Raw genomic sequence first — 24,372 nt, forward strand, 5'->3', positions numbered from 1 at the left:
ACTTGCAAATAAAAACCTTTGCGGGTTTAATTGAGTAATTACTCATTTATTGCCCGAGCACTCCCCGATCCATGGCCCGTCCGAAAAGCACCGACAAACGCAACGCCATCCTCAGCGCCGCCATCGAGGTGTTCGCCGAGCAGGGCCTGGGTTGTCCGACGCTGAAGATCGCCAGGCTCGCCGGTGTCGCCGAGGGCACGCTGTTCAACTACTTCAGTTCCAAGGACGTGTTGCTCAACGAACTCTACCTGCATCTCAAGGCCGAGTTGCGTGACGTGATGATGCCCGGCTATCCGCGCACGGAAACGGTGAAGAAGCGTGCCCGCCATGCCTGGCAGAGCTATGTCGACTGGGGCGTGGCCGAGCCGCACAAGCGCAAGGTGGTGGCCTTGCTCGGGATGTCCGCGCAGGTCACCGAGCAGAGCAAGCTGCTCGGCATGCAGGACTTCTGCGAGGTCAACGCGATGATGCAGGAGAGCATCGCCAGCGGTCTGTTCCGCGATCAGCCGGCGGCCTTTGTCGCGGCGATCATGGGCGCCCTGGCCGACACCACCATCGATTTCATCCGCCGCGAACCCGACCAGGCCGAACGTTATGCCGAAACCGGTTTCCAGGCGTTCTGGAGTGCCACTGCCAAGGAATAGGCGAGGCTTTTTCTTATATTTAAAATGAGTGAGTGCTCACTCATAAATTATCTCAACGCAAAGCAGGAGTACGATAATGTCCAAAGTCTGGTTGATTACCGGAAGTGCCAGCGGCCTGGGTCGCAATATTGCCGAGGCAGTGCTGGCGGCAGGGGAACGCCTGGTGGCGACGGCGCGTGATCCACAGCGCCTGGACGACCTGGTGGCGCGCTATGGCGACCAGGTGCGGCTGGTGGCCCTGGATGTCACGGACGCGGCAGCGGCGCAGGCCGCGGTGCAGGTCGCGGTCGATACGTTCGGGCGCCTCGATGTGCTGGTCAACAATGCCGGCTACGGTCATCTCGCGCCCTTCGAGCAGACCGAAGCCGAAGCGTTCCGCGCCGAGGTCGAGACCAATTTCTTCGGCGTGGTCAACATGACCCGGGCGGCCTTGCCGGTGATGCGCGCACAACGCAGCGGGCACATCCTGCAGATCTCCTCCGTGGGCGGTCGCCTGGGCATGCCCGGCCTCAGCGCCTATCAGGCGGCGAAGTGGGCGGTGGGCGGTTTCACCGAAGTGGTTGCGCAGGAAGTGGCGCCGCTGGGCATCAGGATCTGTGCTATCGAACCGGGTGGCATGCGCACCAACTGGGCGGTACGCGCCGGCCAGGGTACGCCGTCGATCATCGACGACTACGCCGAGAGCGTCGGTGCGATCAAGGAGTTGCTCGGTGCCTATGCCGGCAATGAGCCGAGCGATCCCGATCGTATCGCGCAGATCCTGCTCAAGCTGGCCTATCACGAGCAACTGCCGTTGCACCTGTTGATCGGCAACGATGCGCTGCAGTACTGCGCGCAGGCCGAGACCGCGCGCGCCGAGGCGGGTGAGCGCTGGCTGGAGGTCAGTCGCGCCGCCGACTACAGTGCACCTGTGGAACTGCCGGCATTTCCAACCCATTGAGAGGTCGTCCATGAAGATTCTGTTGTTCGGTGCGACCGGCATGGTCGGCCAGGGTGTCCTGCGTGAATGCCTGCTGGCCGATGATGTGCGGCAGGTCCGGGTCATCGGTCGTACGCCGGTGAGCCAGGTCGATGGCAAGCTCAGCCAGGTGGTACACGCCGACCTGTTCGACTACCACGGCATCGAGGCCGAGTTGCAGGGCTTCGATGCCTGCTTCTTCTGCCTCGGTGTTTCCGCGCTGGGCCTGGACGAGGCGCAGTACACCCGGGTGACCTACGACCTGACGATGGCGGCCGCGACGACCTTGTCGCGGCTCAACCCGGACATGACGTTTGTCTATGTCACCGGCGCGGGCACCGACAGCAGTGAAAAGGGCCGCAGCATGTGGGCGCGGGTCAAGGGGCGCACCGAGAACGCCTTGCAGCGCCTGCCGTTCAAGGCGGTGTACCTGATGCGTCCCGGGGCGATCCAGCCGCTGCACGGCGTGCGCTCCAAGACCCCGCTGTACCAGACGGTCTACAGTGTCGCCGGACCGTTGATCAGCCTGCTGCGGCGCTTGTGGCCGGACATCATCCAGACCACCGAAACCGTTGGCCGGGCGATGCTGGCGGTGGCCCGCCAGGGCGCGCCGCAGGCGATCCTCGATCCCCGGGCGATCAATCAACTCTCAGCACGGGGCTGAAAGGGCGATATCCTCGGCACTTCGATTGAGCCGCCGCCGAGCCTGCCATGCTGCAAAAAAGCCTGATCCGCCGCCTGGACCTGATCACCCTGCAACTGTTCGTCGCCGTGCACGAAGAAGGCACCCTGACCCGCGCGGCGGCCCGCGAGGCCATCGCCGTGTCGGCGGCGAGCAAGCGCCTGATGGAGCTGGAAGAGGCGCTGGGTGTCGGTCTGTTCGTGCGCCAGGCCAAGGGCATGGCGCTGACGCCGGCCGGGGAAACCTTGCTGCATCACGCCCGGCAGATGTTGTTCAACGTCGAGAAAATGGGCCTGGAACTGGGTGAGCACACCCAGGGTGTGCGCGGTTATGTGCGCATGCTGGCCAATCTTTCGGCGATCATCCAGTTCCTGCCGGAAGACCTGCGGGACTTCTCCGCGCGCCATCCGCAGGTGAAGGTCGATCTCGAAGAGCGTCCCAGCAATGGCGTGGTGCAAGGCGTGCTCGACGGCGTGGCCGATCTCGGCGTCTGTTCCTGCGACACCGATGTGCGCAGCCTGCCCAGCGTGCTCTACCGGCACGACCGGCTGGTGGTGCTGATGCTGCCCGATCATCCGCTGGCGGACCGCGAGGAACTGGCGTTCGCCGAGACGCTGGACAGCGATCACGTCGGCCTGCATTCGGCCAGTTCGATCAATATGCGCACCCATGCGGCGGCCCGCGCGGCGGGCAAGGTGCTGCGCCTGCGGATCCATGTGCCGGGCTTCGATGCCATGTGCCGGATGGTCCAGGCGAACATGGGCATCGGCATCCTGCCGCTGAAGGCCTATGAGCTGTTCGGTCGGGCCCTGGGCTTGCACGCCGTGCCGCTCAACGACGAATGGTCCACGCGCAGCCTGATCCTGGTGGCCCGGGATGAGACGGCGTTGTCGCCGGTGAGCCGTTTGTTGTTCGAGCACCTGAAGGCGCCGGACTGAACGTTCCTGCTCCCGAGCTTTCGCGTTTCGCGAACGAAGCTTGCCGAGTGAAGGTTGGATTCAACACCCCGTGCTCCACTAGCCTTGGCTGCAAATTCCAAGAAAGTGAGGTACCGGTGATGACTGCTCCCCTGAGCGGAATCAAGGTGATCGAGATCGGCACGCTGATTGCGGCGCCCTTCGCGGCGCGCATGCTCGGCGAGTTCGGCGCCGAGGTGATCAAGATCGAATCCATCGGCCAGGGCGATCCGCTTCGCAAGTGGCGAAAGCTCCACGAAGGCACCTCGCTCTGGTGGTACCTGCAATCGCGGAACAAGAAATCCCTGGCGCTGAATCTCAAGTCGGCGCAAGGCATCGAACTGGTCAAGCAACTGGCGACCGATGCCGACGTGCTGATCGAAAACCTGCGTCCCGGCGCCCTGGAGAAACTCGGTCTCGGTTGGGACGTGCTCCACGCCCTCAATCCCGGGCTGACCCTGGTGCGCATTTCCGGCTATGGCCAGACCGGCCCCTATCGCGACCGTCCCGGATTCGGCGCCATCGGCGAAGCCATGGGCGGGATCCGCTACACCACCGGCACGCCCGGTTCGCCACCGGCGCGGGTCGGGGTCAGTCTCGGCGATTCCCTGGCCTCGTTGCACGGTGTCATCGGCGCGCTGATGTCGCTGTTGCGGGTCAAGACCGGCCAGGGTGAAGGGCAGGTGGTCGATGTCTCCCTGGCCGAAAGCGTGTTCAATGTCATGGAAAGCCTGGTGCCGGAATACGACCTGCTCGGCCATGTCCGTGAGCGTACGGGGGGAGCCTTGCCCGGCATCGCTCCGTCCAATACCTACCTGACCGCTGATGGCGCCTATGTAGTGATCGCCGGCAACAGCGACCCGATCTACAAGCGCCTGATGAACGTGATCGGCCGCCCCGACCTGGCCGAGGCGCCGCAGTTCGCCCACAACGATGGCCGGGCGGCACAGAGCGGGTTGCTGGACGCGGCGATCACCCACTGGACCAGCAGCCTGCCGATCGACGATGTGCTGCTGGCCCTGCAGGACGCCGAGGTGCCGGCCGGACGGATCTATTCCGTGGCCGATATCGTCGCCGATCCCCATTACCAGGCCCGCGACATGCTGCTGGATGCGCAATTGCCTGGCGGTACCCGGGTGAAAATGCCAGGCATCGTGCCGAAACTGTCCGAGACACCGGGCGTGGTGAATTGGCAGGGGCCGAGCCTGGGCCAGCATACCCATGACATTCTCCAGGGCCTGGGCCTGATCGAGGCCGATATCGAACGCCTGAAAGCCGAAGGGGTGGTGCAATGATCCGCGATTTTTCCGAACGCCTGGTGGTCCAGGAAGTCTCGCCCCGCGACGGTTTGCAGATCGAACCGAGCTGGGTCGAAACCGTCGACAAGATCGCCTTGATCGACGAACTGTCGCTGGCCGGCTTCTCGCGGATCGAAGGCGGTTCCTTTGTCTCGCCCAGGGCGATCCCGGCGCTGCGCGATGGCGAAGCCGTCTTTCGCGGCATTCGTCGCCAGGCGGGCGTGATCTACGTGGCGCTGGTGCCGAACCTGAAAGGGGCCGAGCGGGCCCTGGCGGCCGGCGCCGATGAACTGAACCTGGTGATGTCCGCCAGCCAGAGCCACAACCGGGCCAATATGCGCATGAGTTGCGAGGCCTCGCTGGCGGCCTTCGCGACGGTCATCGAACGGGTTCGCGGCGAGACGGTGCTGCTGAACGCGAGCATCGCCACCAGCTTCGGCTGTCCGTTCGAAGGTGCCATCGACGAAGACCGCGTGGTGCGGATCGTCGATACCTACCTGGAAATGGGCATGCAGGGCATCACCCTGGCCGACACCACCGGCATGGCCAATCCGCGTCAGGTCGAGCGGCTGGTCAAGCGTGTGCTCGGCCGTCTGCCGGCCAAGGCCCTGACCCTGCATTTCCACAATACCCGTGGCCTGGGCCTGTGCAACGTGCTGGCCGCGTATGAGGCCGGGGCCCGGCGTTTCGACGCCGCGGTCGGCGGGCTCGGCGGCTGCCCTTTCGCCCCCGGGGCCTCGGGCAATATCTGTACCGAGGATCTGGTCAACCTGTGCGACGAGATGGGCATCGACACCGGGATCGACCTGCCGGCGCTGCTGGCGATCTCCCGTCGCCTGCCGGCGTTGCTCGGACACGAACTGCCCGGCCAGGTGGCCAAGGCCGGACGCAATTGCGACCTGCATCCGCTCCCGGACTTCGGCGCCGGGTCATAGCGGCACCTGCTTCAGACAATCATCACCAGACAACAAAAACAATCGGACACCCACGGGCAGTCCGCCTGGAGAAATACCATGAGCCTCAATGTCCTGGAGGCGGGCGCGAGCCCCGCCGTTATGCACACTGCCGAAAAAGCCCTGGTCAGCAAGGTCGCCTGGCGACTGATGCCGCTGATCATGGTCTGCTACCTGTTCGCTTTCTTCGACCGGATCAATATCAGCTTCGCCAAGTTCCAGTTGCAGGCCGACCTGAGCCTCAGCGACACCGCCTACGGATTGGGCGCGGGGCTGTTCGTGGTCGGCTATGTGCTGTTCGAAGTGCCGAGCAACATGATGCTCTACAAGGTCGGCGCGCGCCGCTGGATCGCCCGGATCATGATGTCCTGGGGACTGGCGACGGCAGCGATGGTCTTCGTCAACAGCGAATGGCAGTTCTATGCCCTGCGTTTTGTCATCGGCGCGATGGAGGCCGGTTTCGCCCCGGGTGTGCTGTATTACCTGACCTTGTGGTTCCCCCAGCACTATCGCGGACGTATCACCTCGATGCTGTTTCTCGCCTCGGCGTTCGCCGGCCTGGTGGGCGCGCCGTTCTCCGGGCTGGTGCTGGAACACCTCGACGGTGTGTTGCAGATGCGCGGCTGGCACTGGTTGTTCCTGCTCGGCGGCCTGCCTTGCATCGGTCTCGGCCTGTTGGTGCTGACCCTGCTCAAGGACCGTATCGACGATGCCCACTGGCTGACACCGGCGGAGAAGACCCTGCTGTCGAGCCGTATTGCCCAGCATGAGCCGCACCAGGGAGGCAGTTCGCTGCTGGCGGCGCTACGCATTCCCGGTTTCCTGACCTTGGGGCTGATCTACTTCCTGATCCAGGTCGCTTCCTATGGCCTGAACTTCTGGGCACCGCAACTGATTCGCAGCGCGGGCACCCAGAGCCCGGTGATGATCGGCTTGCTCACGGCCATCCCCTATATCTGCGGGGCGATCAGCATGGTGGTGGTGGGACGCCTGTCCGACGCCAGTGGCGAGCGTCGCAAGTTTGTCTGCGGGCTGGTGGTGCTGGGGGCGATCGGCTTCTTCTGTGCGGGAATCTTCGCCGATCACACGGTGTTCCTGATCGTTGCCCTGAGCCTGCTGGGAGCCGGGATCATCGCGTCGATCCCGACCTTCTGGACCTTGCCGCCGAAGCTGCTGGCCGGCGCGGGTGCCGGTGCGGCGGGCGGTATCGCGGTGATCAATACCCTGGGGCAGTTCGGCGGCATCATCAGCCCGGTCATGGTCGGACGGATCAAGGACCTCAGCGGCAGCACGACGCCGGCGCTCTACGTCATCGGCGTCACCAGCCTGATCGCCGCCGGATTGCTGTTGTGGGGGCTGCCACAGAAACTGCGCAGCCTCGACCGGCATCAGGCCGACTGAGCATTGCCCGCCGCTGACGTGGGCAGTTGGGCGACGGGCCGGCCGGGAGCGCTGCCGAGCTGGATCGTCACCACCCCGGCGATCAGCAGGGCCGCGCCGATCAGCCGCGGCGTGTCGAGAGGGCGTGCCTGCAGGCCGAACAGGCCGAAGTGATCCAGCAGCAGCGAGGCCGCCACTTGCCCGGCGAGGGCCAGGGCGATAAAGCCGCCCGTTCCCAGCCTGGGCACCAGCAGTACCGCCAGGGCGACGAAACACACACCGAACAGGCCGCCGAGCCAGATCCAGGCGGGAGCCCGGGCGGCAAATTCCAGGTCGGGGAAGGGCAGGCGCAGGGCGAGCATCGTCGGCAGCAGTACGGCCATGCTCACCAGCAGCGAGACCAGCGTTGCCCACAGCGGATGTCCGAGGCCCCGGCCCAGGTTCGCGTTGACCGCGCTCTGGAACGGCACCACCGCGCCGGCTAGCGCCGCCAGGGCCAGCAGCCCGAGCCAATTCAAGGTGTTCATGATCGTTCTCCAACAGGTTTTGCTGGACTCTAAGGTATTCGCCGGGCAAATTTAAATTCGAAGAAAATATCAAGAGTATGCAGCGAATGAATGATCTTCGTCGTATCGATCTCAACCTGCTGGTGATCCTCGACGCCCTGCTCGCCGAACAACACGTGACCCGTGCCGCCGAGCGCCTGCACCTGAGCCAGCCGGCGGTCAGCCATGCCCTGGGCCGTTTGCGCGATTTGCTCGGTGATCCCTTGCTGGTGCGTGTCGGCGGCGGCCTGGTGCCGACCGCCCGGGCGCTGGAACTGGCGTTGCCGTTGCGCGATGCCCTGGGTCGGGTGCAGGACCTGCTGGCCCCGCAAGGCTTTGATCCGGCGTCGGCCCGACGCACGTTCCGGCTGGCGATGTCCGACTATGGCGCCGCCCTGTTGTTGCCGGGGCTGGTGCGGGTGTTGCGGCGGGAGGCGCCGGGCATTGACCTGCAGATCACCCAGGCCAGTCGCGAGGGGATGCTGGAACTGTTGCTCAATGGCGATATCGATGCGGCCACCGGGGTGTTCCCGGACTTTTCGCCGGAGTTGCGCAGTGCCCATCTGTTCAGCGAGCACTATGCCTGCCTGGTGGATCGGGACAGTCTGTCGGCCGGGGGCGGGCTCGATCTGTCCGATTATCTGGCGCGGCCCCATGTACTGCTGGAAATGCGTGGCAGCGGCACGGCGGAAATCGAGCGGGCCCTGAGCGCGATGCACCAGCGTCGGCGCGTGGCGCTCAGCCTGCCGCACTGGAGCGTGGCGCCGCAGTTGATTGCGGGCACGGACCTGATCCTGACCGTCGCCTCGCGCAACTTGCGCCATATCGATCAGGAGCGGCTGGTGGTAGTGCCGCCGCCCTTCGAGATTGCGCCGTTCGATTTCATTTTTGTCTGGCACCAGCGTCGTGATGGCGATCAGGCGCTGGGCTGGCTGCGCGAACGCCTGCGGGCGGTAGTGGCTGTGGGTGCGCTGGATTGCCGGTGACGGGGTCGCGAGTCTTGCGGCGCTTGATCGTTTGCCATCGCCGGCAAGCCGGCTCCCACAGGGTGAGGTGTCACACGCCGGTTCTGTGTCCGGCACGGCCCTTGTAGGAACTGGTATTTCGCCACGGTGCTGTTTTCCGGGCATAAAAAAGGCGGCCCGGATCAACCGGGCCGCCTCTTTTCCTGCAACAGAAGCCGTTACTGCACTTCTACCGCCAGGCTGTCGCTGATTTTCTTCTGCCAGATCGCGGGGCCGGTGATGTGCACCGATTCGCCCTTGGCATCGACGGCGACCGTGACCGGCATGTCCTTGACCTCGAACTCGTAGATCGCTTCCATGCCCAGTTCGGCAAAGGCGACGACCTTGGATTTCTTGATCGCCTGGGCCACCAGGTAGGCAGCGCCACCCACGGCCATCAGGTACACGGCTTTGTGGTCCTTGATCGCTTCGATGGCGGTCGGGCCGCGCTCGGACTTGCCGATCATGCCCAGCAGGCCGGTCTGGTCGAGGATCTGCCGGGTGAACTTGTCCATGCGCGTGGCGGTGGTCGGACCGGCTGGGCCGACGACTTCCTCGCGCACCGGGTCAACCGGGCCGACGTAGTAGATGAAGCGACCCTTGAGGTCCACCGGCAAGGTTTCACCCTTGTTCAGCATTTCCACCATGCGCTTGTGCGCAGCATCGCGACCGGTGAGCATCTTGCCGTTGAGCAGGACGGTTTCGCCCGGCTTCCAGCTCTGCACGTCTTCCGGGGTCAGGGTGTCGAGGTTGACGCGACGGGCCGACGGACCGGCTTCCCAGACGATTTCCGGGTAGGCGTCCAGCGGTGGCGCTTCCAGCGAGGCCGGGCCGGAACCATCGAGCACGAAGTGCGCGTGACGGGTGGCAGCGCAGTTGGGGATCATGCACACCGGCAGGGAAGCGGCGTGGGTCGGGTAGTCCATGATCTTCACGTCGAGCACGGTGGTCAGGCCGCCCAGGCCCTGGGCACCGATGCCCAGCTGGTTGACCTTCTCGAACAGCTCCAGGCGCATTTCTTCGATGCGGCTGGACGGTCCACGTTTCTTCAACTCGTGGATGTCGATGGATTCCATCAACACTTCCTTGGCCATCACCGCGGCTTTCTCCGCGGTGCCGCCGATGCCGATGCCGAGCATGCCCGGTGGGCACCAGCCGGCACCCATGGTCGGCACGGTCTTGAGGACCCAGTCGACGATCGAGTCGGACGGGTTGAGCATGGCCATCTTCGACTTGTTCTCGGAACCGCCGCCCTTGGCCGCCACGTCCACTTCCACGGTGTTGCCCGGGACGATGGAGTAGTGGATGACCGCCGGGGTGTTGTCCTTGGTGTTCTTGCGGGCACCGGCCGGGTCGGCCAGGATCGAGGCGCGCAGGACGTTTTCCGGCAGGTTGTAAGCGCGACGCACGCCTTCGTTGATCATGTCGTCCAGGCCCATGGTGGCGCCATCCCAGCGCACGTCCATGCCGACGCGGACGAAAACGGTGACGATCCCGGTGTCCTGGCAGATCGGCCGGTGGCCGGTGGCGCACATGCGCGAGTTGATCAGGATCTGTGCCATGGAGTCACGGGCGGCCGGCGACTCTTCCCGCAGGTAGGCCTCGTGCATGGCCTGGATGAAGTCCACGGGGTGGTAGTAGGAAATGAACTGAAGGGCGTCAGCAACGCTCTGTATCAGGTCGTCTTGCTTGATCACGGTCATGGGTCGCGCTCCTCTATAAAGACGGGAACATTTAAGTAAGGTGTTTGCGACCTGGGTGCATCCGGTCTGTCGAAAACATCTTTTGAGGCTGGCCGGGCACGCAGGACCGGCACAAAAAAGGCGCGGCAGTATAACCCGCCCGGCTGCCGGGCACATCCGTCAGTGGTCAAACCATGGTCGGGTGGCGGCAGGCATCGTTCTTGCGTGCTCGTACAGCAAAAGCTGTACTAGTTGTAAAAAATTGAATAGTCATTTTTGATCCAGATCACTAGAGTGGCAAGTGGCCTGTACGGGAAGGAAACCCCTTGAGCCCTCAGCGCACGGTGAGTCATAGATTGACCCATAAAGCCATACAGAGTCTGTTACGCAAACGCTTTGCCCTGGCTGCCGGTACGTATGTACTGGCATTGCTGCTGGTCTGGGCGGCGATTTTCACCGACCACTACCGTGCCAGCGTCACCACGGGCCTGATCAGTACCGGCCTGGTGATCGCCAGCCAGGGTGGACTCGGCTGGCTGTTTTTCAGTGGCCGCAATCTGCGCTTTCGCGATCCGAGCCTGACCGAGTTCCAGGTATTGCTGGGACTGGGCTGGCAGACCTACATGATGGCCAATCTCGAGCACGCCCGCGGCACCTTCCTGGTGTTTTACCCGCTGGTGCTGCTGTTCGGCCTGTTTCATCTGCCGCGCCGCAAATTCGTGCGTTGCGCGGTGCTGGTGTTCTTCAGCTTTGCCGCCCTGAATCTGTGGGAAGGCTATCAGTTCCGGCTGCCCGATCCCGGACTGGCGGCGCTGCAGGTCAGCGTGCTGTTCGTGGTGCTGGTGTGGCTGTGCCTGTATGCCAGTTATGTCCAGGCCTCCCGGCAACGCATGCGCCAGCGGCGGTTTGCCCTGCAGGCCCACCAGGACACCCTGCGCGGAATGATGCGCCAGCTGGAGGACCTGGTCGCCACCGACGAGCTGACCGGCCTGTATAATCGTCGGCACTTCCTGCGCCTGGCTTCCCGCGAGCTGGAACTGATGGACCCGGACACCGTGCACGGCCTGGCGCTGATCGACCTGGATCACTTCAAGCGCATCAACGACGTCCATGGGCATGCGGCCGGTGACCAGGTGTTGCAGGCCTTTGCCGGCGTGGCCGGCGCCTGTGTACGCGAGGGCGATGTGCTGGCCCGTTATGGTGGAGAAGAATTCGTGTTGCTGTTGCCCAATGCCGATCCCGAGCGCCTGACGGCCTGCTGCGAACGACTGCGCCTGGCCTTTACCCAGGTCGAGCTGGTTGGCGTGACGGTGAGTAACCTGAGCCTGTCGGTGGGCATGACCCTGGTGGTCGAGGACGACGATCTCGATGACGCCTTGCAGCGTGCCGACCAGGCGCTGTACCGCGCCAAGCGGGACGGCCGCAACCGTTGTTGCGCCGCCTGGGAATACAGCGATGCCTGAGCTGCGGGTCGGTGAACGGGCCTGGTCGGTGGCCATCGGCAGCAATCTGCTCGATGCCTTGAACCAGGCCGGAGTGAGGGTGCCCTACAGTTGCCGGGCGGGCAGTTGCCATGCCTGCCTGGTGCATTGCCTGCAGGGTGAACCGCTGGACAGGCAACCGCAGGCCCTGACCCCCGTGCAGCGCGAGCGTGGCTGGCGCCTGGCCTGTCAGTGCCAGGTGCAGGAGGACTTGCTCCTGGAAGTCTTCGATCCGCTACGGGACGGGGTCGCGGCCCATATCGCCGAACTCGACTGGCCGAGCCCGACGGTCCTGCGCCTGCGGCTGTTGCCGGAACGTCCGCTGCGTTATCGCGCCGGCCAGCATCTGGTGCTGTGGACCACCCTGGGTGTCGCGCGTCCCTATTCATTGGCGAGCCTGCCCGAGGAAGACCGCTACCTGGAATTTCACCTCGATTGCCGCCAGCCCGGCGAATTCGTCGATGCGGCCCGGCGCTTCAGCATCGGCGAAGTGATTCGCCTGGGCGAGTTGCGTGGCGGCGCCCTGCATTACGACCCCGACTGGCATGCCCGACCGCTCTGGCTGCTGGCGGCCGGCACCGGTCTCGGACCGTTGTGGGGCGTACTGCGCGAAGCCTTGCGCCAGGGTCACGAAGGACCGATCCGCCTGGTGCACCTGGCCCATGATCGCCATGAGCACTACCTGGCCGCCGAGCTGGCCGGACTGGCCGCGGCCCATGACAATCTCACGGTCGAATACCTGGACGGGGCCGAACTGCCGGAGTTTCTGGCCAAACTGCGGCTTGTCTCGCGACAAACCCTGGCTCTACTCTGTGGTGCTCCGGCCAGTGTCGAAGCCTTTGCCAAGCGCCTGTACCTGGCCGGATTGCCGCGTAATCAACTGCTGGCGGATGTGTTCCTGCCGCGGGGTTGAGCGCCCGCTTTCGAAAAACACAGAGCCCACAACAAGAGAGCCGTGATGACTGACGCGATTGTGATTGAGCGCGAAGGCGGTCTGCTGACCCTGCGCCTGAACCGTGCCGACAAGAAGAACGCCCTGACCCGCGCCATGTACAGCCAGTTGGGCCAGGCGTTGCGCGAGGCCGACGAAGACCCGGCGATCAGGGCGGTGCTGATCCGTGGCAGTGAAGAATGTTTTACCAGCGGCAACGATATCGCCGATTTCCTCGAGGAGCCGCCGAGCGACCTCGACAGCCCGGTGTTCCATTTCATGCGCAGCCTGCTCGACTGCCGCAAGCCGCTGATTGCCGCCGTGGCGGGGCCGGCGGTGGGGATCGGCACGACCTTGCTGCTGCATTGTGACCTGGTCTATGTCAGCGCCGATGCGCGCCTGCGGATGCCGTTCGTCAACCTGGGCCTGTGCCCCGAATTCGGTTCCAGCCTGTTGCTGCCACGCCTGGTCGGCCATGCCAGGGCTGCCGAGCTGTTGCTCCTGGGCGAAGGTTTCAGCGGTGAACAGGCGGCGGCCTGGGGGCTGGCGACGGCGGCCTTGTCCAGTGGTGCCGAGGCACTGGCCAGGGCCAGGGAAGCGGCACTGCGTTTCGAGCAACTGGCACCGGCGGCGGTGCAGATCAGCAAGGAACTGATGAAGGCCCCGGACCGCGAGCAACTGCGCAAGGTGGTGGAGGCCGAGGGCGCGCTGTTTGTCCAGCGCCTGCGGTCGCCGGAGGCGATTGCCGCGCTTTCGGGCTTCATGACCAGGCGCTGAGGCAGCGGAACGCCGAGGGGAGGTTCTGCCAGGCATTAAAAAGCCTCGCGGCAAGACTGCGGCGAGGCTTCGGGTCCAGCGTCAGGTCACTCAGACCATGGGGTCGCCGACATGCAGGATCTTCATGCCGTTGGTGCCACCGATGGTGTGGTAACTGTCGCCCTTGGTCAGGATGACCCAGTCGCCTTGCTCGACTACGCCACGCTTGAGCAACTCGTCCACTGCGGCCTGGCTGACTTGCTCAGGCGGCAGCGAAGCCGGGTCGAACGGCACGGTGTAGACGCCACGGAACATCGCCGCGCGAGCCTGGGTTTCACGGTGCGGGGAGAACGCGTAGATCGGCACGGACGAACGGATCCGCGACATGATCAACGGCGTGTAGCCGCTTTCGGTCAGGGCGATGATCGCCTTGACGCCCGGGAAGTGGTTGGCGGTGTACATGGCGGCCAGGGCGATGCTCTGGTCGCAGCTTTCGAAGACCTTGCCGATACGGTGGCTGGAGGTCTTGCTGGTCGGGTGCTTTTCCGCGCCGACACAGATGCGGGCCATGGCCTGCACGGCTTCGAGCGGGTAGGCCCCGGCGGCGCTTTCGGCCGACAGCATGACGGCGTCGGTGTAGTCCAGCACGGCGTTGGCGACGTCGGACACTTCGGCACGGGTCGGCATCGGGTTCTGGATCATCGACTCCATCATCTGGGTCGCAACGATCACGGCCTTGTTGTGGCGGCGCGCATGCAGAATGATTTTCTTCTGGATGCCCACCAGCTCGGCATCGCCGATTTCCACGCCGAGGTCGCCACGGGCAACCATGACGGCGTCGCTGGCCTTGATCAGGCCGTCGAGGGTCTCGTCGTCGGCCACGGCTTCGGCGCGCTCGATCTTCGCCACCAGCCAGGCGGTGCCGCCGGCTTCGTCGCGCAGCTTGCGGGCGTATTCCATGTCGGCGGCGTCACGCGGGAAGGAGACCGCGAGGTAGTCCACTTCCATTTCAGCGGCGAGCTTGATGTCGGCCTTGTCCTTTTCGGTCAGGGCCGGAGCGGTCAGGCCGCCACCGCGACGGTTGATACCCTTGTGGTCCGACAGCGGGCCACCGATGGTCACGGTGCAACGCAGTTCGGTGTCGGTAGCGGTGTCGACGCGCATGACCACGCGACCGTCGTCAAGCAGCAGCTCGTCGCCCACGCCGCAATCCTTGACCAGGTCCGGGTAGTCGATACCGACGACCTGCTGGTTGCCTTCGGTCAGCGGATGGCTGGTGGAGAAGGTGAATTGATCACCGATCTTCAGCTCGATACGCTTGTTGGCGAATTTGGCGATACGGATCTTCGGGCCCTGCAGGTCACCCAGGAGCGCGACGAAGCGCCCGTGCTTGGCGGCGAGGTCGCGGACCAGCTTGGCGCGAGCCTTGTGCTCGTCGGGGGTACCGTGGGAAAAGTTCAGGCGGGCGACGTCCAGGCCAGCCAGAATCAGCTGTTCCAGAACTTCCGGCGAGTTGCTGGCCGGGCCCAGTGTGGCGACGATTTTAGTACGACGAACGGACATGCAGAGACTCCTGAGTTCAAGCGCAACGAGAGGCTACTATGGTCCTGTGCTGTAGTCATTGTTCATTTGCACTACTTTTCGGCGAAGAAGTTTTTTTCGGATATGTTGTTTGGCGAACACTCTGAAGATTTTCGCCGACGGGTCGATACACTGCCAAGAACAGGAGATATCCATGCGAATTTTGCTCGTTTTAGTCTTGGCCGCCAGTGTCGTCGGTTGCACCCGCTGGTCGATGAACAGCCACCTGAACAATGCCTACCGTTCCTATGACCGGGGCAATTGTGAAGACGTGATGCTGCAACTGTCCCAGGTCGACCGTGAGAGCCGCACCCGGCCCTACGTCCAGCCGGAAGTGTCGATGTTGCGCGGTCAGTGCCTGGAGCGCCAGAAACTGTTCGTCGACGCGGCGCAGACCTATCGGTTCATCATCACCCAGTTCCCCTACAGCGAATATGCCTACCGGGCCCAGGCTCGCCTGGATACCTTGCGTCAGTTGGGGCACGCCGACGGCGCAGTCCCGGCCCAACCCAGGCCGGCAGCCCTATGATGAAGGCTGTAATATGAACTGGCTCTCTGCCAGCTTTCAGCTACAGTTCGGGGGGTATGGTTTGAGTTTCATCAATTCGTTCGAGTTGAAAACCATGGCTCGGTAGATGTCATGCGACAGGGCGATCCGCTGCCGTCGCGCCGAGGCCAAGGGAGAGCGGGCCGGCTGGCCCTGCTCCGAAGCACTAGCGCGGTCATGCTGAATGGCCTTGTATAGCGATCACGAACATGCCTACCGACCGTCGAATCGAGCGGCACCAGCTGCCGTATTTTTTGAAGGTGTTCAACCGCTTCACCGACAAGCCCATGGGGTATCTGGGCAATGTCTCCGAAGACGGGCTGATGCTCATCAGCCAGTTGCCGTTATTGGTGAATGCGGACTTCCAGCTGCAATTGAAACTCCCCGGACCGGATGACACGGTCCAGCTCATCGATCTGAATGCCCGTTGTCTCTGGTCCCATGAAGAGGTGACGCCGGGCTATTACGACTCGGGGTTTGTCCTGTCCGAACCTCCCGAGGCGTATCAGAAGCTGGTGGATGCGTTACAGCACTATTTCAGCTTTTACCCGTTGGAGGCTTCGGCGTAGCCGGGGAGCCCTCCGGTTTCACAGGGTCCCGGCTTTCTTCCAGCTGAGGTAGCGGCTGACCAGCTCGGCGCCGAGTTCGCTTGGACGCGCGTCGAGTACGGGAACCCCATGGGCGTTGAGGCGCTCATGGAGGTTGGCCCGGGCATTCAGGTAGTCGACCGTGCCGCAGTAGGCGAGGGCTTCGGGCAGCGTCTGTACCGGGCTCTGACGCAACTGGTCGAGGATTTCCTCACGCAGGCTGGCGACCAGCACCCGATGCTGGCGACCCAGGCGCTTGACCGCGGTCAGCAACTCCTCGTCGTCTTCATCCCGCAAGTTGGTGACCAGCACCACCAGGGCGCGGCGCTTCTGCCGGGCCAGGACCTGGCTGGCGGCGGCCTGGTAGTCCGCCGGCCGCTGGCTGCTGTCCAGGTCGTAGACCGCGTTGAGCAGCAGGTTGAGCTGGCCCTGGCCCTTGACCGGCGACAGGAAGCGCGGTTGATCGCCGGCGAAGGTGCTCAGACCGACCGCATCGCCCTGGCGCAGGGCCATGTAGCTGAGCAGCAGGCAGGCATTGAGCGCGTGGTCGAAGTGCGCCAGCTCGCCGTCCTGGCTGCGCATGCGGCGCCCGCAGTCGAGCATGAAGATGATCTGCTGGTCGCGTTCGTCCTGGTATTCCCGGGCGATCGGGGTGCGTTGCCGGGCGGTGGCTTTCCAGTCGATCTGGCGCAGGCTGTCGCCTTCGCGAAATTCCCGTAGCTGGTTGAACTCCAGGCCCAGACCACGCCGCTGGCGCTGGCGCACGCCGAGCTGGCTGAGCCAGTTATCCACCGCCAGCAGGCGTGCACCGTAGAGCCGGGCGAAGTCGGGATAGACCCGGGTGGCGTCGTCGAGTGCCAGGTAGCGCCGTTGCGACCACAGGCCCAGCGGGCTGGGCAGGCTGATTTCGCAGCGCTCGAAGGTGAAATGCCCGCGGCGCAGGGGCCGTACGCGGTAACCCAGTTCGCTTTTTTCCCCCGGTTGCAGGGTGATGGACTGCGGCAGGTGTTCGAATCCCACGCCGTCCGGAACATGGTCGAACACCTGCAACTGCAGTTCGTCCGGGTAATCGTGCTGCAGCTCGATGCGCACTTCGCCCCAGCGGCCCAGGGCCAGGCTGCCGGGCATCTGCCGTTGCAGGCGTGGCGAGGGCAGGCGGCGCAGGCGCGCGGCGTCCAGCGCGGCCAGCAGCAACAGCGCCAGCAACAGGCCCCAGCCGATCGCGTCGAAGCTTTCGGGGACGCCGACGCCCAGGGCCTTGAGCGCCCCGAGGAGGATCCCCAGCCCGAGCAGTACGCCCAGCCAGATCAGCAGCAGCCGTGAGGGTTTCATCGTTTGGGCTGACTCACAGGCGCGGCGCCGGGACCTGGTCGAGCAGTTGCCGGAGCACCTGCTCGACCGACAGGCCTTCTATATCCAGTTCCGGGGCGATACGGACCCGATGGCGCAGGACGGCCAGCGCACAACCCTTGATGTCGTCCGGTATGACGAAATCGCCGCCACGCAACAAGGCCCGTGCCCGCGCACCGCGGACCAGGGCAATCGAGGCGCGGGGACCGGCGCCGAGGGTCAGGCCGGGCCAGGTACGGGTGGCCCGGGCCAGGCGCACGGCGTAGTCGAGGACCTGCTCGTCCAGCGGCAGGTCGCTGGCGATACGTTGCAGGGCCAGCACATCCTTGGCTTGCAGCACGGTACGCAGCGGTTGCACGTCGAGCATGTCGGCCTTGGTCGAGCGGGTGACCTGGCGGACCATGTTCAATTCCTGCTCGGCCTCCGGATAGTCCATGCGCAGCTTGAGCATGAAGCGGTCCAGCTCGGCCTCGGGCAGCGGGTAGGTGCCTTCCTGTTCGATCGGGTTCTGGGTGGCCAGCACCATGAATGGCTGGGCAATCGGCAGGGCGCGACCCTCCAGGGTGACCTGGCGCTCCTGCATGGCTTCGAGCAGGGCGGCCTGGGTTTTCGCCGGGGCGCGGTTGATCTCGTCGGCCAGCAGCAGGTTGGTGAACAGCGGGCCCTTGCGCAACTTGAACTGCTCGGTCTGCAGGTCGTAGACGGCATGCCCGGTGACATCGCTGGGCATCAGGTCGGGGGTGAACTGGATCCGCGCGAAGTCGCCGCCGAAGCAACGGGCCAGGGCCCGCACCAGGAGAGTCTTGCCGAGTCCGGGGACGCCTTCGAGCAGGACATGGCCGCCGGCGATCAGCGCGGTCAGGACGTCGTCGATGACCGCGTCCTGGCCGATCAGGGCCTTTTGCAGTTCATGACGCACCGCCTGGGCCAGCTGGCTGGCGCGATGGCGCTGCTGGAGGGCGTGGGCCTCGGCGTCGACCGCCGGTGCCGGTTCCGTTGGATGTTCGCTCATAGGGCATTCCTGAGGGTTTGCAGGTGGGCGACCTGGCGGCTGAAGTCAGCGCTGGAAAGGCGCTGTTTCGGGCGTGGGCGCAAGGCCTGACTGATGGCGCTGGTGGGTTGGCGGGTCAGGCGCGCGAGCACCTGCCACTGGTCGGCAACGCCGAGCCGTTCGAATCCGGGGTGTCGGCGGCGGGCGCGGCGCAGGATGTCCTGTTGCAGGGCTTGCAGCAAGGCCTCCTGGTCGCTGCGCCGGAGCAGGAAATCGGCGCTGGCCCGCAGGTGTTCCTGCAGTTGCCGGCGGGCCTTGGAGGCCGGGGCCTGCAACGGACCCTGGCGCAGGCCGACATGCCATAGCCACAGGGCGATCAGGGCGGCGAGGGCCACCAGTGCCTGGGGGAAATAGCGCAGCAGCAGGCTGAACAGGCTGTCATGGTCGGTGTTGAACAGCAGTGTGACGTCGCTGTCCTGGCTCAGGTACCAGAGCAGCCAGGCGTTGTCGTAGCGACCGATGGCGGCGTTGGTCCAGAGGTCGGCGTCGGTCAGTACCGTGATCGTGCCCAGGCCGTAGCTCATTTGCATCAGGTGCGTGGAAGTGGCGCTGCTGGCCCAGGATTGCGCCAGGTTCTGCGGGTCGGACAGGTGGAAGGCGGTGTCGAAACTGAAGTAGGCCGGGGCGTCCTCGTCCTCCAGGTACATCCGGGTCAGTTGCGGGTAGTACTTGTCCTCGGGTTCGGGGCCGTCGCCCTTGAGGTCCTTGCTCAGGGACTGGCGCAGTTGTACGCGATCCAGCAGCAGGTCGCCACTGCGGCCTTGTCGCGGGTCCCAGAGGGCTTCGGCGACGAACAGCAGGCGGCCGCCGGCCCGGGCCCAGTTGAGCAACTGGTCGGCCTGGCGCGGGCTCATGTTCGAGCGCTCGCCCAGCAGCATCAGGCTGTGGTGACGCGGGTCCAGGTCCGGGAGGATCCGCAGGTCGTTGGCGTGGTGGACGTCAAGGCCTTGCTGGCGCAGGAAGTTTTCCGCCGCGAGATAGGGATAGGCGCGGGCTTCGGGGGACGGCCCATGGTCGATGACCACGGGGTAGGGCACCGCCTTGTGATACAGGTACAGGCCCAGGCCGAGCAGCAGGCCGCCGACCAGCAAGGCCCCGAGCAGTGTCCGGCGACGATTCACGAAAGGGCTCCCGGACCGAACAGCTGGCGCCAGCCGTTGCACAGTTCCTCTTGCAGTTCAGGCGAGGGCGCGCGATGGCCATAGGCGAGGTTCTGCCAGTGGCGGGTGAGTTTCTGGCTGAAGGCCTGGAGTTCCGGTTGCCGCAGATGCGCGACCCGCTCCAGGACCTGGCCCTCGGTATCGGCATTTTTCAGGGGCACCTGGAAGTCGTGCAGCAGGCGACTCAGCAAGCCGCGATAGAGCAGGCTCATGGCCTCGCGGGGCTGGCTGGACCAGAGGGCTTCGGCGCGGCCGGCGATATCCTCGGGCAGGCTCTCGGTAGTCAGGTCGAGCCCGAACAGTTGCGCCGGCGCACCGGGGCGCGGTTTTGCCGGCGGAGCCGGACGCCGGCTGACAAAGGCCTGCAACCAGTCCCGATAGCGCCAGGCCAGCCAGGCGATCAAGCCGAAAATGCTGGCCCAGAGCAGTACCGCCAGGCCATCGGCGAGGCCGTCGAACGTGCGGCTGTCGAGGCCGCCCAGCAGTCGCTGCAGCCAGCCGGGCGCGGCCTTTTCGTTCTTCGCGGAGGGATCTCCCAGACGCCAGCGGGTGATGGTTTCCCGGTTCTTGAACGGTGCCGCGTCCAGTTGCGCCTTGATCGAGTCGTGGGCCGCCTGGCTGGTCAGCGGTTGTTGCAGCAGGCGCGGGCTGTCCGGAGCGGGTGGCGCGGCGGCCATCACCGGCGCGGGCAGTGATACCAGCAACAGACCCGCGACCATCAGACCGGCAAGCATCGGCGCCAGGCGCTGGCGCAATTGACGGAAGATCAGCTCGATGTCCCAGGCTTCCAGCACGGTGCGTCGATTGAGATAGAGACTGAAGCCGCAGGCGATATAGATCGGTTCCCAGACAATCAGCACCAGCACATAGAACAGGTTGGTCAGGTGTTCCAGCCACAGCCAGCCGTGCTGGGCGGCGAACACCAGTTTCTGCCAGTTCCAGTCGAGCTCTATCTGTCGCGGCAGCAGCAGGTAGAACAACGCCATGCAGCCGATCCACAGCACCGACTCCAGGTGCACGCCGATCAGTGTCAGCCAGCGCGCCCCCCGGTTGGCCCGTGGCAGCAGGACGCGCAGGCGCTGTTGCCGGGCTTGCCCGCCCAGGCCTTCGAGCTGTTGCACCGGCAGGGTGAAACTGCGGCTCAGGCTCAGCCGGCGCCAGGTCAGGCTCGCCAGCAGTTGTGGCCTGAGCAGGCGCGGCCAGGCTTTCAGGGCCTGTTTCAGGTCCGGGGTATCGCCGAACAGGGCCCTGGACAGGATATGCAGCGGCAGGCGTTCAAAGGCTGGCTTCAGCCACCAGAACAGCAGCAGGGCGATCGACGGATGTTCCCACAGCAGCAGGCTCAGCAAGGCAAAGACCGGGAGGGTGACGATGGCCCAGCTGGTCGTCAGCAAGCCACGGTGTTGCCTGGCCAGCAGGATACCGAGGTCCATGGCTTCCCAGCTGCTGCGTGGGCGGATGGTGACGCTGGCGTCAGTCAGGCGCATGACGACTCCGTCCGGCAAACAGCAGGTAGGCCGCTACCAGCAACCATGCGCCGGCACCCACCAGGTACTTGATCAGCAGCGTCGGCTGGGTCCGCGAGGACCAGTAGGCTTCGATAAACGCGGCAATCAGCAGGAACAGGATCACCCCGGCGATCATCTGGATGCTGCTTTTCGCCGCCAGGCGCAGGGCTTCGCCGCGGCTCAGGCGTCCTGGTGCTACCAGCGACCAGCCCAGTTGCAGCCCGGCGGCACCGGCCAGGGCGATGGCGGTCAGTTCAAAAGCGCCATGGGCGATGACAAAGGACCAGAAGGTCTGGCCGAAGCCGATCTGGGTCAGGTGGCCGGCGACCGCACCGATGGTCAGGCCGTTGAACAGCAGGAAGAACAGGCTGCCCAGGCCGAACAGCAAGCCGCCGGCAAAGGTCTGGAAGGCAATGCCGATGTTGTTCATGATGTAGTAGCCGAACATCGCCCAGTCTTCGCTGGAGGCGCGTGCGGCGGTGCGTCCCAGCCGGCTGGCGGCGGGATCGTACATGTTCTGCATGTCGGCGACCTGTTGCGGGCTGACGATGCTGTAGATCAGGTCCGGGAACAGGTAGACCAGCACGCCGATCAGCAGCAGGCTGGCGAAGAACAGCAGGCCGGCGGCCAGGACAAAGGGCCATTGCCGGCGTACCAGGCGGGGGAAGTCGGCGAGGATGAATCCCAGCAGCTGGGCGCCCAGGCGACTGCGATGTCGGTAAAGCTGCTGGTGTCCGCGCAGGGCCAGCTGTTGCAACGGATCCACCAGGTGACTGCTGTAGCCGCGCTCCTGGGCCAGCGCGAGTTGATGGCACAGGCGCCGGTAGGCCGCGGGGAATTGCGTCGAGGTATCGGCCTTGGCCTTGCCGCGTTCCAGTTGTTCGAGCAGATGACTGAAATGTTGCCACTCGGGCTGGTGACGGCTTTCGAAGAGGCTCTGTTTCATGTCGGCCCCAGCAGGCCACGGGCGATGCCGTTCAGCTCGGTCACGGCCAGGGAGGGCGGGACCCGCAGCGCCGGGGCGAGGAGGCCGGCCAGTTCGTTGACGCGCTCGGCGGACAGTTCGCCCTGGCGCTCGGCGAAACTCAACAGGGCCCGTTGCTCGTTCAGGCGCAGGGCGAACACCGGCGTTCTCGGCACCGCTTCGGGCAGGGTCGGGCGCGACAAGGGTTGTTCGCGGTAGATCACCAGGGTGCCGCCGGCCAGATCACCCAGGCGCTTGAAGGTCGGATGCTGCAGGCAACTGAGGGCGCCCAGGCAATAGCCGAACGGCAACATGTCGACGAAACGCAGGAGGTTGCGGGTCAGCGAGGCGGACCAGCCGACCGGTGTGCCGTCATCGTGCACCACCCGCAGGCCCATCAGCTGTTTACCGGGCGAGCGGCCCTGGTTGAGCACTTCGAACAGCACCATGTACCACCAGCTGACCAGGAACAGGATGATCGAGCCGAGGCCGGCACCGAACTTGTCCAGCAGGGTCAGCACCGAGAGCAGGGCGCCCAGGATCACGCCGCGTACACCGAGGTCGATGGCGAACGCGACCGCCCGCACCGGCAGGCCGGCCGGGCGCAGGGGCAGGTCGATACCTTCCGGGGTCTCGACCTGGTAACGGGTATCCAGTGGCGTTTGCAGCGGTGCATTCCTTGTCGGGCTTGAAGTCGGCGGCATGGCTGCCATGTCGGTAGGGACTTGTCGGCCGATCCTAGCCAGCGCTGCCGGGCTAAGCAACCGAACTCTGCAATCGGCTGTATATATAAGTTGTGCCGGGCGACTGGCCCCGAGGGCTATCGAGCGCCTAGACTGCCCCGGTCTTCTGTTCAGGAACAAGCCGTGACCACTATCTTCTGGTACGACTACGAAACCACCGGGATCAATCCGCGCTGCGACCGCGCCTTGCAGGTGGCGGGCATCCGTACCGATGCCGAGCTCAACGAGATCGACGAACCGGTCAATCTCTACTGCCAGCCCAGCGAGGATATCCTGCCGCATCCGGCGGCCTGCATGATTACCGGCATCACTCCCTCGCAACTGGCCAGCCAGGGTCTGGCGGAAGCCGATTTCATGACCCGGGTGCACGCCCAGCTGGCGCAACCGGGAACCTGCGGCGCCGGCTACAACACCCTGCGCTTCGATGACGAGGTGACGCGCTACAGCCTGTACCGGAACTTCTTCGATCCCTACGCGCGGGAATGGCAGGGCGGCAACAGCCGCTGGGATCTGATCGACGTAGTGCGTGCCGCCTATGCACTACGTCCCCAGGGCATTGTCTGGCCGGAGGAGGACGGGCGGGTGAGCTTGAGGCTGGAGCGACTGACGGCCGCCAACGGCATCGATCATGGCCATGCCCACGAGGCCTTGTCCGATGTCCGCGCGACCATCGCCCTGGCGCGGCTGATCCGGGAAAAGCAGCCGAAGTTGTATGACTGGCTCTTCCAGTTACGCAGCAAGCAGCGGGTGCTGGATCAGATTCGCCTGTTGCAACCGATGGTGCATATCTCCGGACGTTTTTCCGCGGCCCGCAACTACCTGGGAGTGGTCCTGCCACTGGCCTGGCATCCGCACAATCGCAATGCGCTGATTGTCTGCGACTTGCATCAGGATCCGCAGCCGCTGCTGGACCTGGATGCCGAATTGCTGCGCCAGCATCTGTATACCCGTCGTGAAGACATGGCGGATGGGCAATTGCCGGTGCCGCTCAAGTTGATTCACGTCAATCGCTGTCCGGTCGTGGCGCCGATGGCGGTTTTACGGGGAGAAGACCAGCAGCGCCTGCAACTCGACATGGCGCTCTATGAGGCCCGTCGCCTGCGGCTTAATGACACACAGGAAGTTTGGCGGGAGAAAGTCCAGGCGATTTATGCGGCAGAAGATTTCACCCCCAGCCAAGACCCGGAGCAGCAGTTATACGATGGTTTTCTTGGCGATCGGGACCGCCGCTTATGTGAACAAGTGCGCAACGCGGGGCCGGAGCAATTGACACGGGAGCAATGGCCTTTCGATGATGAGCGCTTGCCAGAATTATTATTCCGTTATCGCGCACGTAACTTTCCCGATACCTTGGGCGAAGAAGAGCAACAGCGTTGGCAGACATTCTGTCGGCAACGCTTGAGTGAATCGAGCTGGGGCGCGCCAAATACCCTGGCGGGATTTAGCGAAGCGCTTACGAGCTGTTTGACCAATGCCACGCCTGAGCAGGCACAAGTGCTCGGTGAATGGCAGCGCCATGCACTCTCTTTGTGCACTCGTTTTAACATTGCGCTGGATTGAGCGGGCGACGGATTAAATCGAGGTAATAAAAAACGCCAGCAAGCTGGCGTT

23 protein-coding genes are annotated in these 24,372 nt (G+C 64.6%); 14 read left to right on the forward strand and 9 right to left on the reverse strand.

The window, feature by feature from the left end:
- Window positions 1–71: 71 nt before the first annotated feature.
- The 7 genes from HX881_RS29905 (at window position 72) to HX881_RS29935 (ending at window position 6,892) form a co-directional block, all read left to right on the forward strand.
- The gene (locus HX881_RS29905) at window positions 72–644 is read left to right on the forward strand and encodes a TetR/AcrR family transcriptional regulator (RefSeq protein ID WP_017126583.1); all 573 of its coding nucleotides are present in this window, start codon (window positions 72–74) and stop codon (window positions 642–644) included.
- A gap of 76 nt (window positions 645–720) precedes the next feature.
- Window positions 721–1,584, forward strand: coding sequence for an oxidoreductase (locus HX881_RS29910; RefSeq protein ID WP_017126582.1), 864 nt, complete (start codon window positions 721–723; stop codon window positions 1,582–1,584).
- Window positions 1,585–1,594: 10 nt separating this feature from the next.
- Entirely contained in the window at window positions 1,595–2,266 is a 672-nt protein-coding gene (locus tag HX881_RS29915) for a Rossmann-fold NAD(P)-binding domain-containing protein (protein ID WP_177088178.1), read from the forward strand.
- A 47-nt stretch (window positions 2,267–2,313) separates the two neighbouring features.
- Window positions 2,314–3,222 (forward strand): LysR family transcriptional regulator, encoded by a 909-nt coding sequence (locus HX881_RS29920; RefSeq protein WP_177088180.1) that lies wholly within the window; start codon window positions 2,314–2,316, stop codon window positions 3,220–3,222.
- A 119-nt stretch (window positions 3,223–3,341) separates the two neighbouring features.
- Complete coding sequence (locus tag HX881_RS29925; RefSeq protein WP_177088182.1) at window positions 3,342–4,535, forward strand: CaiB/BaiF CoA transferase family protein; 1,194 nt, start codon at window positions 3,342–3,344, stop codon at window positions 4,533–4,535.
- A complete protein-coding gene (locus HX881_RS29930; RefSeq protein ID WP_177088183.1) occupies window positions 4,532–5,473 on the forward strand; it encodes a hydroxymethylglutaryl-CoA lyase in 942 nt (313 codons plus the stop codon). Before HX881_RS29925 ends, HX881_RS29930 begins: the two co-directional genes overlap by 4 nt.
- Window positions 5,474–5,551: 78 nt before the next feature.
- A complete protein-coding gene (locus tag HX881_RS29935; protein WP_017126577.1) occupies window positions 5,552–6,892 on the forward strand; it encodes an MFS transporter in 1,341 nt (446 codons plus the stop codon).
- Here the strand turns inward: HX881_RS29935 and HX881_RS29940 are convergent.
- Entirely contained in the window at window positions 6,880–7,398 is a 519-nt protein-coding gene (locus HX881_RS29940) for a DMT family transporter (RefSeq protein WP_177088186.1), read from the reverse strand. The genes HX881_RS29935 and HX881_RS29940 overlap by 13 nt on opposite strands.
- Window positions 7,399–7,475: 77 nt before the next feature.
- Between HX881_RS29940 and HX881_RS29945 the strand changes: the two genes are divergently transcribed.
- Entirely contained in the window at window positions 7,476–8,402 is a 927-nt protein-coding gene (locus HX881_RS29945) for a LysR family transcriptional regulator (RefSeq protein WP_177088188.1), read from the forward strand.
- 197 nt (window positions 8,403–8,599) lie between these two features.
- On the opposite strand, the gene HX881_RS29950 is transcribed toward HX881_RS29945, so the two are convergent.
- Complete coding sequence (locus HX881_RS29950) at window positions 8,600–10,123, reverse strand: fumarate hydratase (RefSeq protein WP_177088189.1); 1,524 nt, start codon at window positions 10,121–10,123, stop codon at window positions 8,600–8,602.
- 335 nt (window positions 10,124–10,458) lie between these two features.
- Here HX881_RS29950 and HX881_RS29955 point away from each other — a divergent pair, with 335 nt between their 5' ends.
- The 3 genes from HX881_RS29955 to HX881_RS29965 are packed head-to-tail and all read left to right on the forward strand — an operon-like array spanning window position 10,459 to window position 13,291.
- Entirely contained in the window at window positions 10,459–11,565 is a 1,107-nt protein-coding gene (locus HX881_RS29955) for a GGDEF domain-containing protein (protein ID WP_177088234.1), read from the forward strand.
- The gene (locus tag HX881_RS29960) at window positions 11,558–12,496 is read left to right on the forward strand and encodes an iron-sulfur-binding ferredoxin reductase (protein WP_177088191.1); all 939 of its coding nucleotides are present in this window, start codon (window positions 11,558–11,560) and stop codon (window positions 12,494–12,496) included. Before HX881_RS29955 ends, HX881_RS29960 begins: the two co-directional genes overlap by 8 nt.
- A gap of 45 nt (window positions 12,497–12,541) precedes the next feature.
- The gene (locus HX881_RS29965) at window positions 12,542–13,291 is read left to right on the forward strand and encodes an enoyl-CoA hydratase-related protein (protein ID WP_177088193.1); all 750 of its coding nucleotides are present in this window, start codon (window positions 12,542–12,544) and stop codon (window positions 13,289–13,291) included.
- Window positions 13,292–13,381: 90 nt separating this feature from the next.
- Here HX881_RS29965 and pyk read toward each other — a convergent pair whose 3' ends face one another.
- Window positions 13,382–14,833 (reverse strand): pyruvate kinase, encoded by a 1,452-nt coding sequence (gene pyk / locus HX881_RS29970; protein WP_017124326.1) that lies wholly within the window; start codon window positions 14,831–14,833, stop codon window positions 13,382–13,384.
- Between the two features lie 172 nt (window positions 14,834–15,005).
- Between pyk and HX881_RS29975 the strand changes: the two genes are divergently transcribed.
- Entirely contained in the window at window positions 15,006–15,380 is a 375-nt protein-coding gene (locus HX881_RS29975) for a tetratricopeptide repeat protein (RefSeq protein ID WP_042934583.1), read from the forward strand.
- A gap of 227 nt (window positions 15,381–15,607) precedes the next feature.
- Window positions 15,608–15,967, forward strand: a complete 360-nt coding sequence (locus HX881_RS29980) for a PilZ domain-containing protein (RefSeq protein WP_017124323.1) — start codon at window positions 15,608–15,610, stop codon at window positions 15,965–15,967.
- A gap of 18 nt (window positions 15,968–15,985) precedes the next feature.
- On the opposite strand, the gene HX881_RS29985 is transcribed toward HX881_RS29980, so the two are convergent.
- The 6 genes from HX881_RS29985 to HX881_RS30010 are packed head-to-tail and all read right to left on the reverse strand — an operon-like array spanning window position 15,986 to window position 22,722.
- Window positions 15,986–17,317, reverse strand: a complete 1,332-nt coding sequence (locus tag HX881_RS29985; protein WP_177088195.1) for a DUF58 domain-containing protein — start codon at window positions 17,315–17,317, stop codon at window positions 15,986–15,988.
- Window positions 17,318–17,330: 13 nt separating this feature from the next.
- Window positions 17,331–18,347 carry an AAA family ATPase gene (locus HX881_RS29990; protein WP_177088197.1) on the reverse strand — a complete coding sequence of 339 codons (1,017 nt, stop codon included), beginning with the start codon at window positions 18,345–18,347 and terminating at the stop codon, window positions 17,331–17,333.
- Window positions 18,344–19,507, reverse strand: coding sequence for a DUF4350 domain-containing protein (locus tag HX881_RS29995; RefSeq protein WP_177088199.1), 1,164 nt, complete (start codon window positions 19,505–19,507; stop codon window positions 18,344–18,346). Before HX881_RS29995 ends, HX881_RS29990 begins: the two co-directional genes overlap by 4 nt.
- Complete coding sequence (locus tag HX881_RS30000) at window positions 19,504–21,033, reverse strand: DUF4129 domain-containing protein (protein ID WP_177088201.1); 1,530 nt, start codon at window positions 21,031–21,033, stop codon at window positions 19,504–19,506. The genes HX881_RS29995 and HX881_RS30000 overlap by 4 nt, the downstream gene beginning before the upstream one ends.
- Entirely contained in the window at window positions 21,020–22,000 is a 981-nt protein-coding gene (locus HX881_RS30005; protein WP_177088203.1) for a stage II sporulation protein M, read from the reverse strand. The genes HX881_RS30000 and HX881_RS30005 overlap by 14 nt, the downstream gene beginning before the upstream one ends.
- Window positions 21,997–22,722 carry an RDD family protein gene (locus HX881_RS30010; protein ID WP_017124312.1) on the reverse strand — a complete coding sequence of 242 codons (726 nt, stop codon included), beginning with the start codon at window positions 22,720–22,722 and terminating at the stop codon, window positions 21,997–21,999. The genes HX881_RS30005 and HX881_RS30010 overlap by 4 nt, the downstream gene beginning before the upstream one ends.
- A gap of 162 nt (window positions 22,723–22,884) precedes the next feature.
- On the opposite strand from HX881_RS30010, the gene sbcB reads away from it, so the two are divergent.
- On the forward strand, window positions 22,885–24,321 hold the full coding sequence (sbcB, locus tag HX881_RS30015) for an exodeoxyribonuclease I (RefSeq protein WP_177088206.1): 1,437 nt from the start codon (window positions 22,885–22,887) through the stop codon (window positions 24,319–24,321).
- The last annotated feature ends 51 nt before the right edge of the window (window positions 24,322–24,372 follow it).

The organism is Pseudomonas gingeri (assembly GCF_013386115.1).
GTDB lineage: Bacteria > Pseudomonadota > Gammaproteobacteria > Pseudomonadales > Pseudomonadaceae > Aquipseudomonas > Aquipseudomonas gingeri.

Excerpts from the sequence above, each read along its gene's own strand:
- HX881_RS29905 (WP_017126583.1), top strand. The coding sequence starts at position 72 with ATGGCCCGTCCGAAAAGCACCGACAAACGCAACGCCATCCTCAGCGCC.
- HX881_RS29910 (WP_017126582.1), top strand. The coding sequence starts at position 721 with ATGTCCAAAGTCTGGTTGATTACCGGAAGTGCCAGCGGCCTGGGTCGC.
- HX881_RS29915 (WP_177088178.1), top strand. The coding sequence starts at position 1,595 with ATGAAGATTCTGTTGTTCGGTGCGACCGGCATGGTCGGCCAGGGTGTC.
- HX881_RS29920 (WP_177088180.1), top strand. The coding sequence starts at position 2,314 with ATGCTGCAAAAAAGCCTGATCCGCCGCCTGGACCTGATCACCCTGCAA.
- HX881_RS29925 (WP_177088182.1), top strand. The coding sequence starts at position 3,342 with ATGACTGCTCCCCTGAGCGGAATCAAGGTGATCGAGATCGGCACGCTG.
- HX881_RS29930 (WP_177088183.1), top strand. The coding sequence starts at position 4,532 with ATGATCCGCGATTTTTCCGAACGCCTGGTGGTCCAGGAAGTCTCGCCC.
- HX881_RS29935 (WP_017126577.1), top strand. The coding sequence starts at position 5,552 with ATGAGCCTCAATGTCCTGGAGGCGGGCGCGAGCCCCGCCGTTATGCAC.
- HX881_RS29940 (WP_177088186.1), bottom strand. The coding sequence starts at position 7,398 with ATGAACACCTTGAATTGGCTCGGGCTGCTGGCCCTGGCGGCGCTAGCC.
- HX881_RS29945 (WP_177088188.1), top strand. The coding sequence starts at position 7,476 with ATGCAGCGAATGAATGATCTTCGTCGTATCGATCTCAACCTGCTGGTG.
- HX881_RS29950 (WP_177088189.1), bottom strand. The coding sequence starts at position 10,123 with ATGACCGTGATCAAGCAAGACGACCTGATACAGAGCGTTGCTGACGCC.
- HX881_RS29960 (WP_177088191.1), top strand. The coding sequence starts at position 11,558 with ATGCCTGAGCTGCGGGTCGGTGAACGGGCCTGGTCGGTGGCCATCGGC.
- HX881_RS29965 (WP_177088193.1), top strand. The coding sequence starts at position 12,542 with ATGACTGACGCGATTGTGATTGAGCGCGAAGGCGGTCTGCTGACCCTG.
- pyk (WP_017124326.1), bottom strand. The coding sequence starts at position 14,833 with ATGTCCGTTCGTCGTACTAAAATCGTCGCCACACTGGGCCCGGCCAGC.
- HX881_RS29975 (WP_042934583.1), top strand. The coding sequence starts at position 15,006 with ATGCGAATTTTGCTCGTTTTAGTCTTGGCCGCCAGTGTCGTCGGTTGC.
- HX881_RS29980 (WP_017124323.1), top strand. The coding sequence starts at position 15,608 with ATGCCTACCGACCGTCGAATCGAGCGGCACCAGCTGCCGTATTTTTTG.
- HX881_RS29985 (WP_177088195.1), bottom strand. The coding sequence starts at position 17,317 with ATGAAACCCTCACGGCTGCTGCTGATCTGGCTGGGCGTACTGCTCGGG.
- HX881_RS29990 (WP_177088197.1), bottom strand. The coding sequence starts at position 18,347 with ATGAGCGAACATCCAACGGAACCGGCACCGGCGGTCGACGCCGAGGCC.
- HX881_RS30000 (WP_177088201.1), bottom strand. The coding sequence starts at position 21,033 with ATGCGCCTGACTGACGCCAGCGTCACCATCCGCCCACGCAGCAGCTGG.
- HX881_RS30005 (WP_177088203.1), bottom strand. The coding sequence starts at position 22,000 with ATGAAACAGAGCCTCTTCGAAAGCCGTCACCAGCCCGAGTGGCAACAT.
- HX881_RS30010 (WP_017124312.1), bottom strand. The coding sequence starts at position 22,722 with ATGCCGCCGACTTCAAGCCCGACAAGGAATGCACCGCTGCAAACGCCA.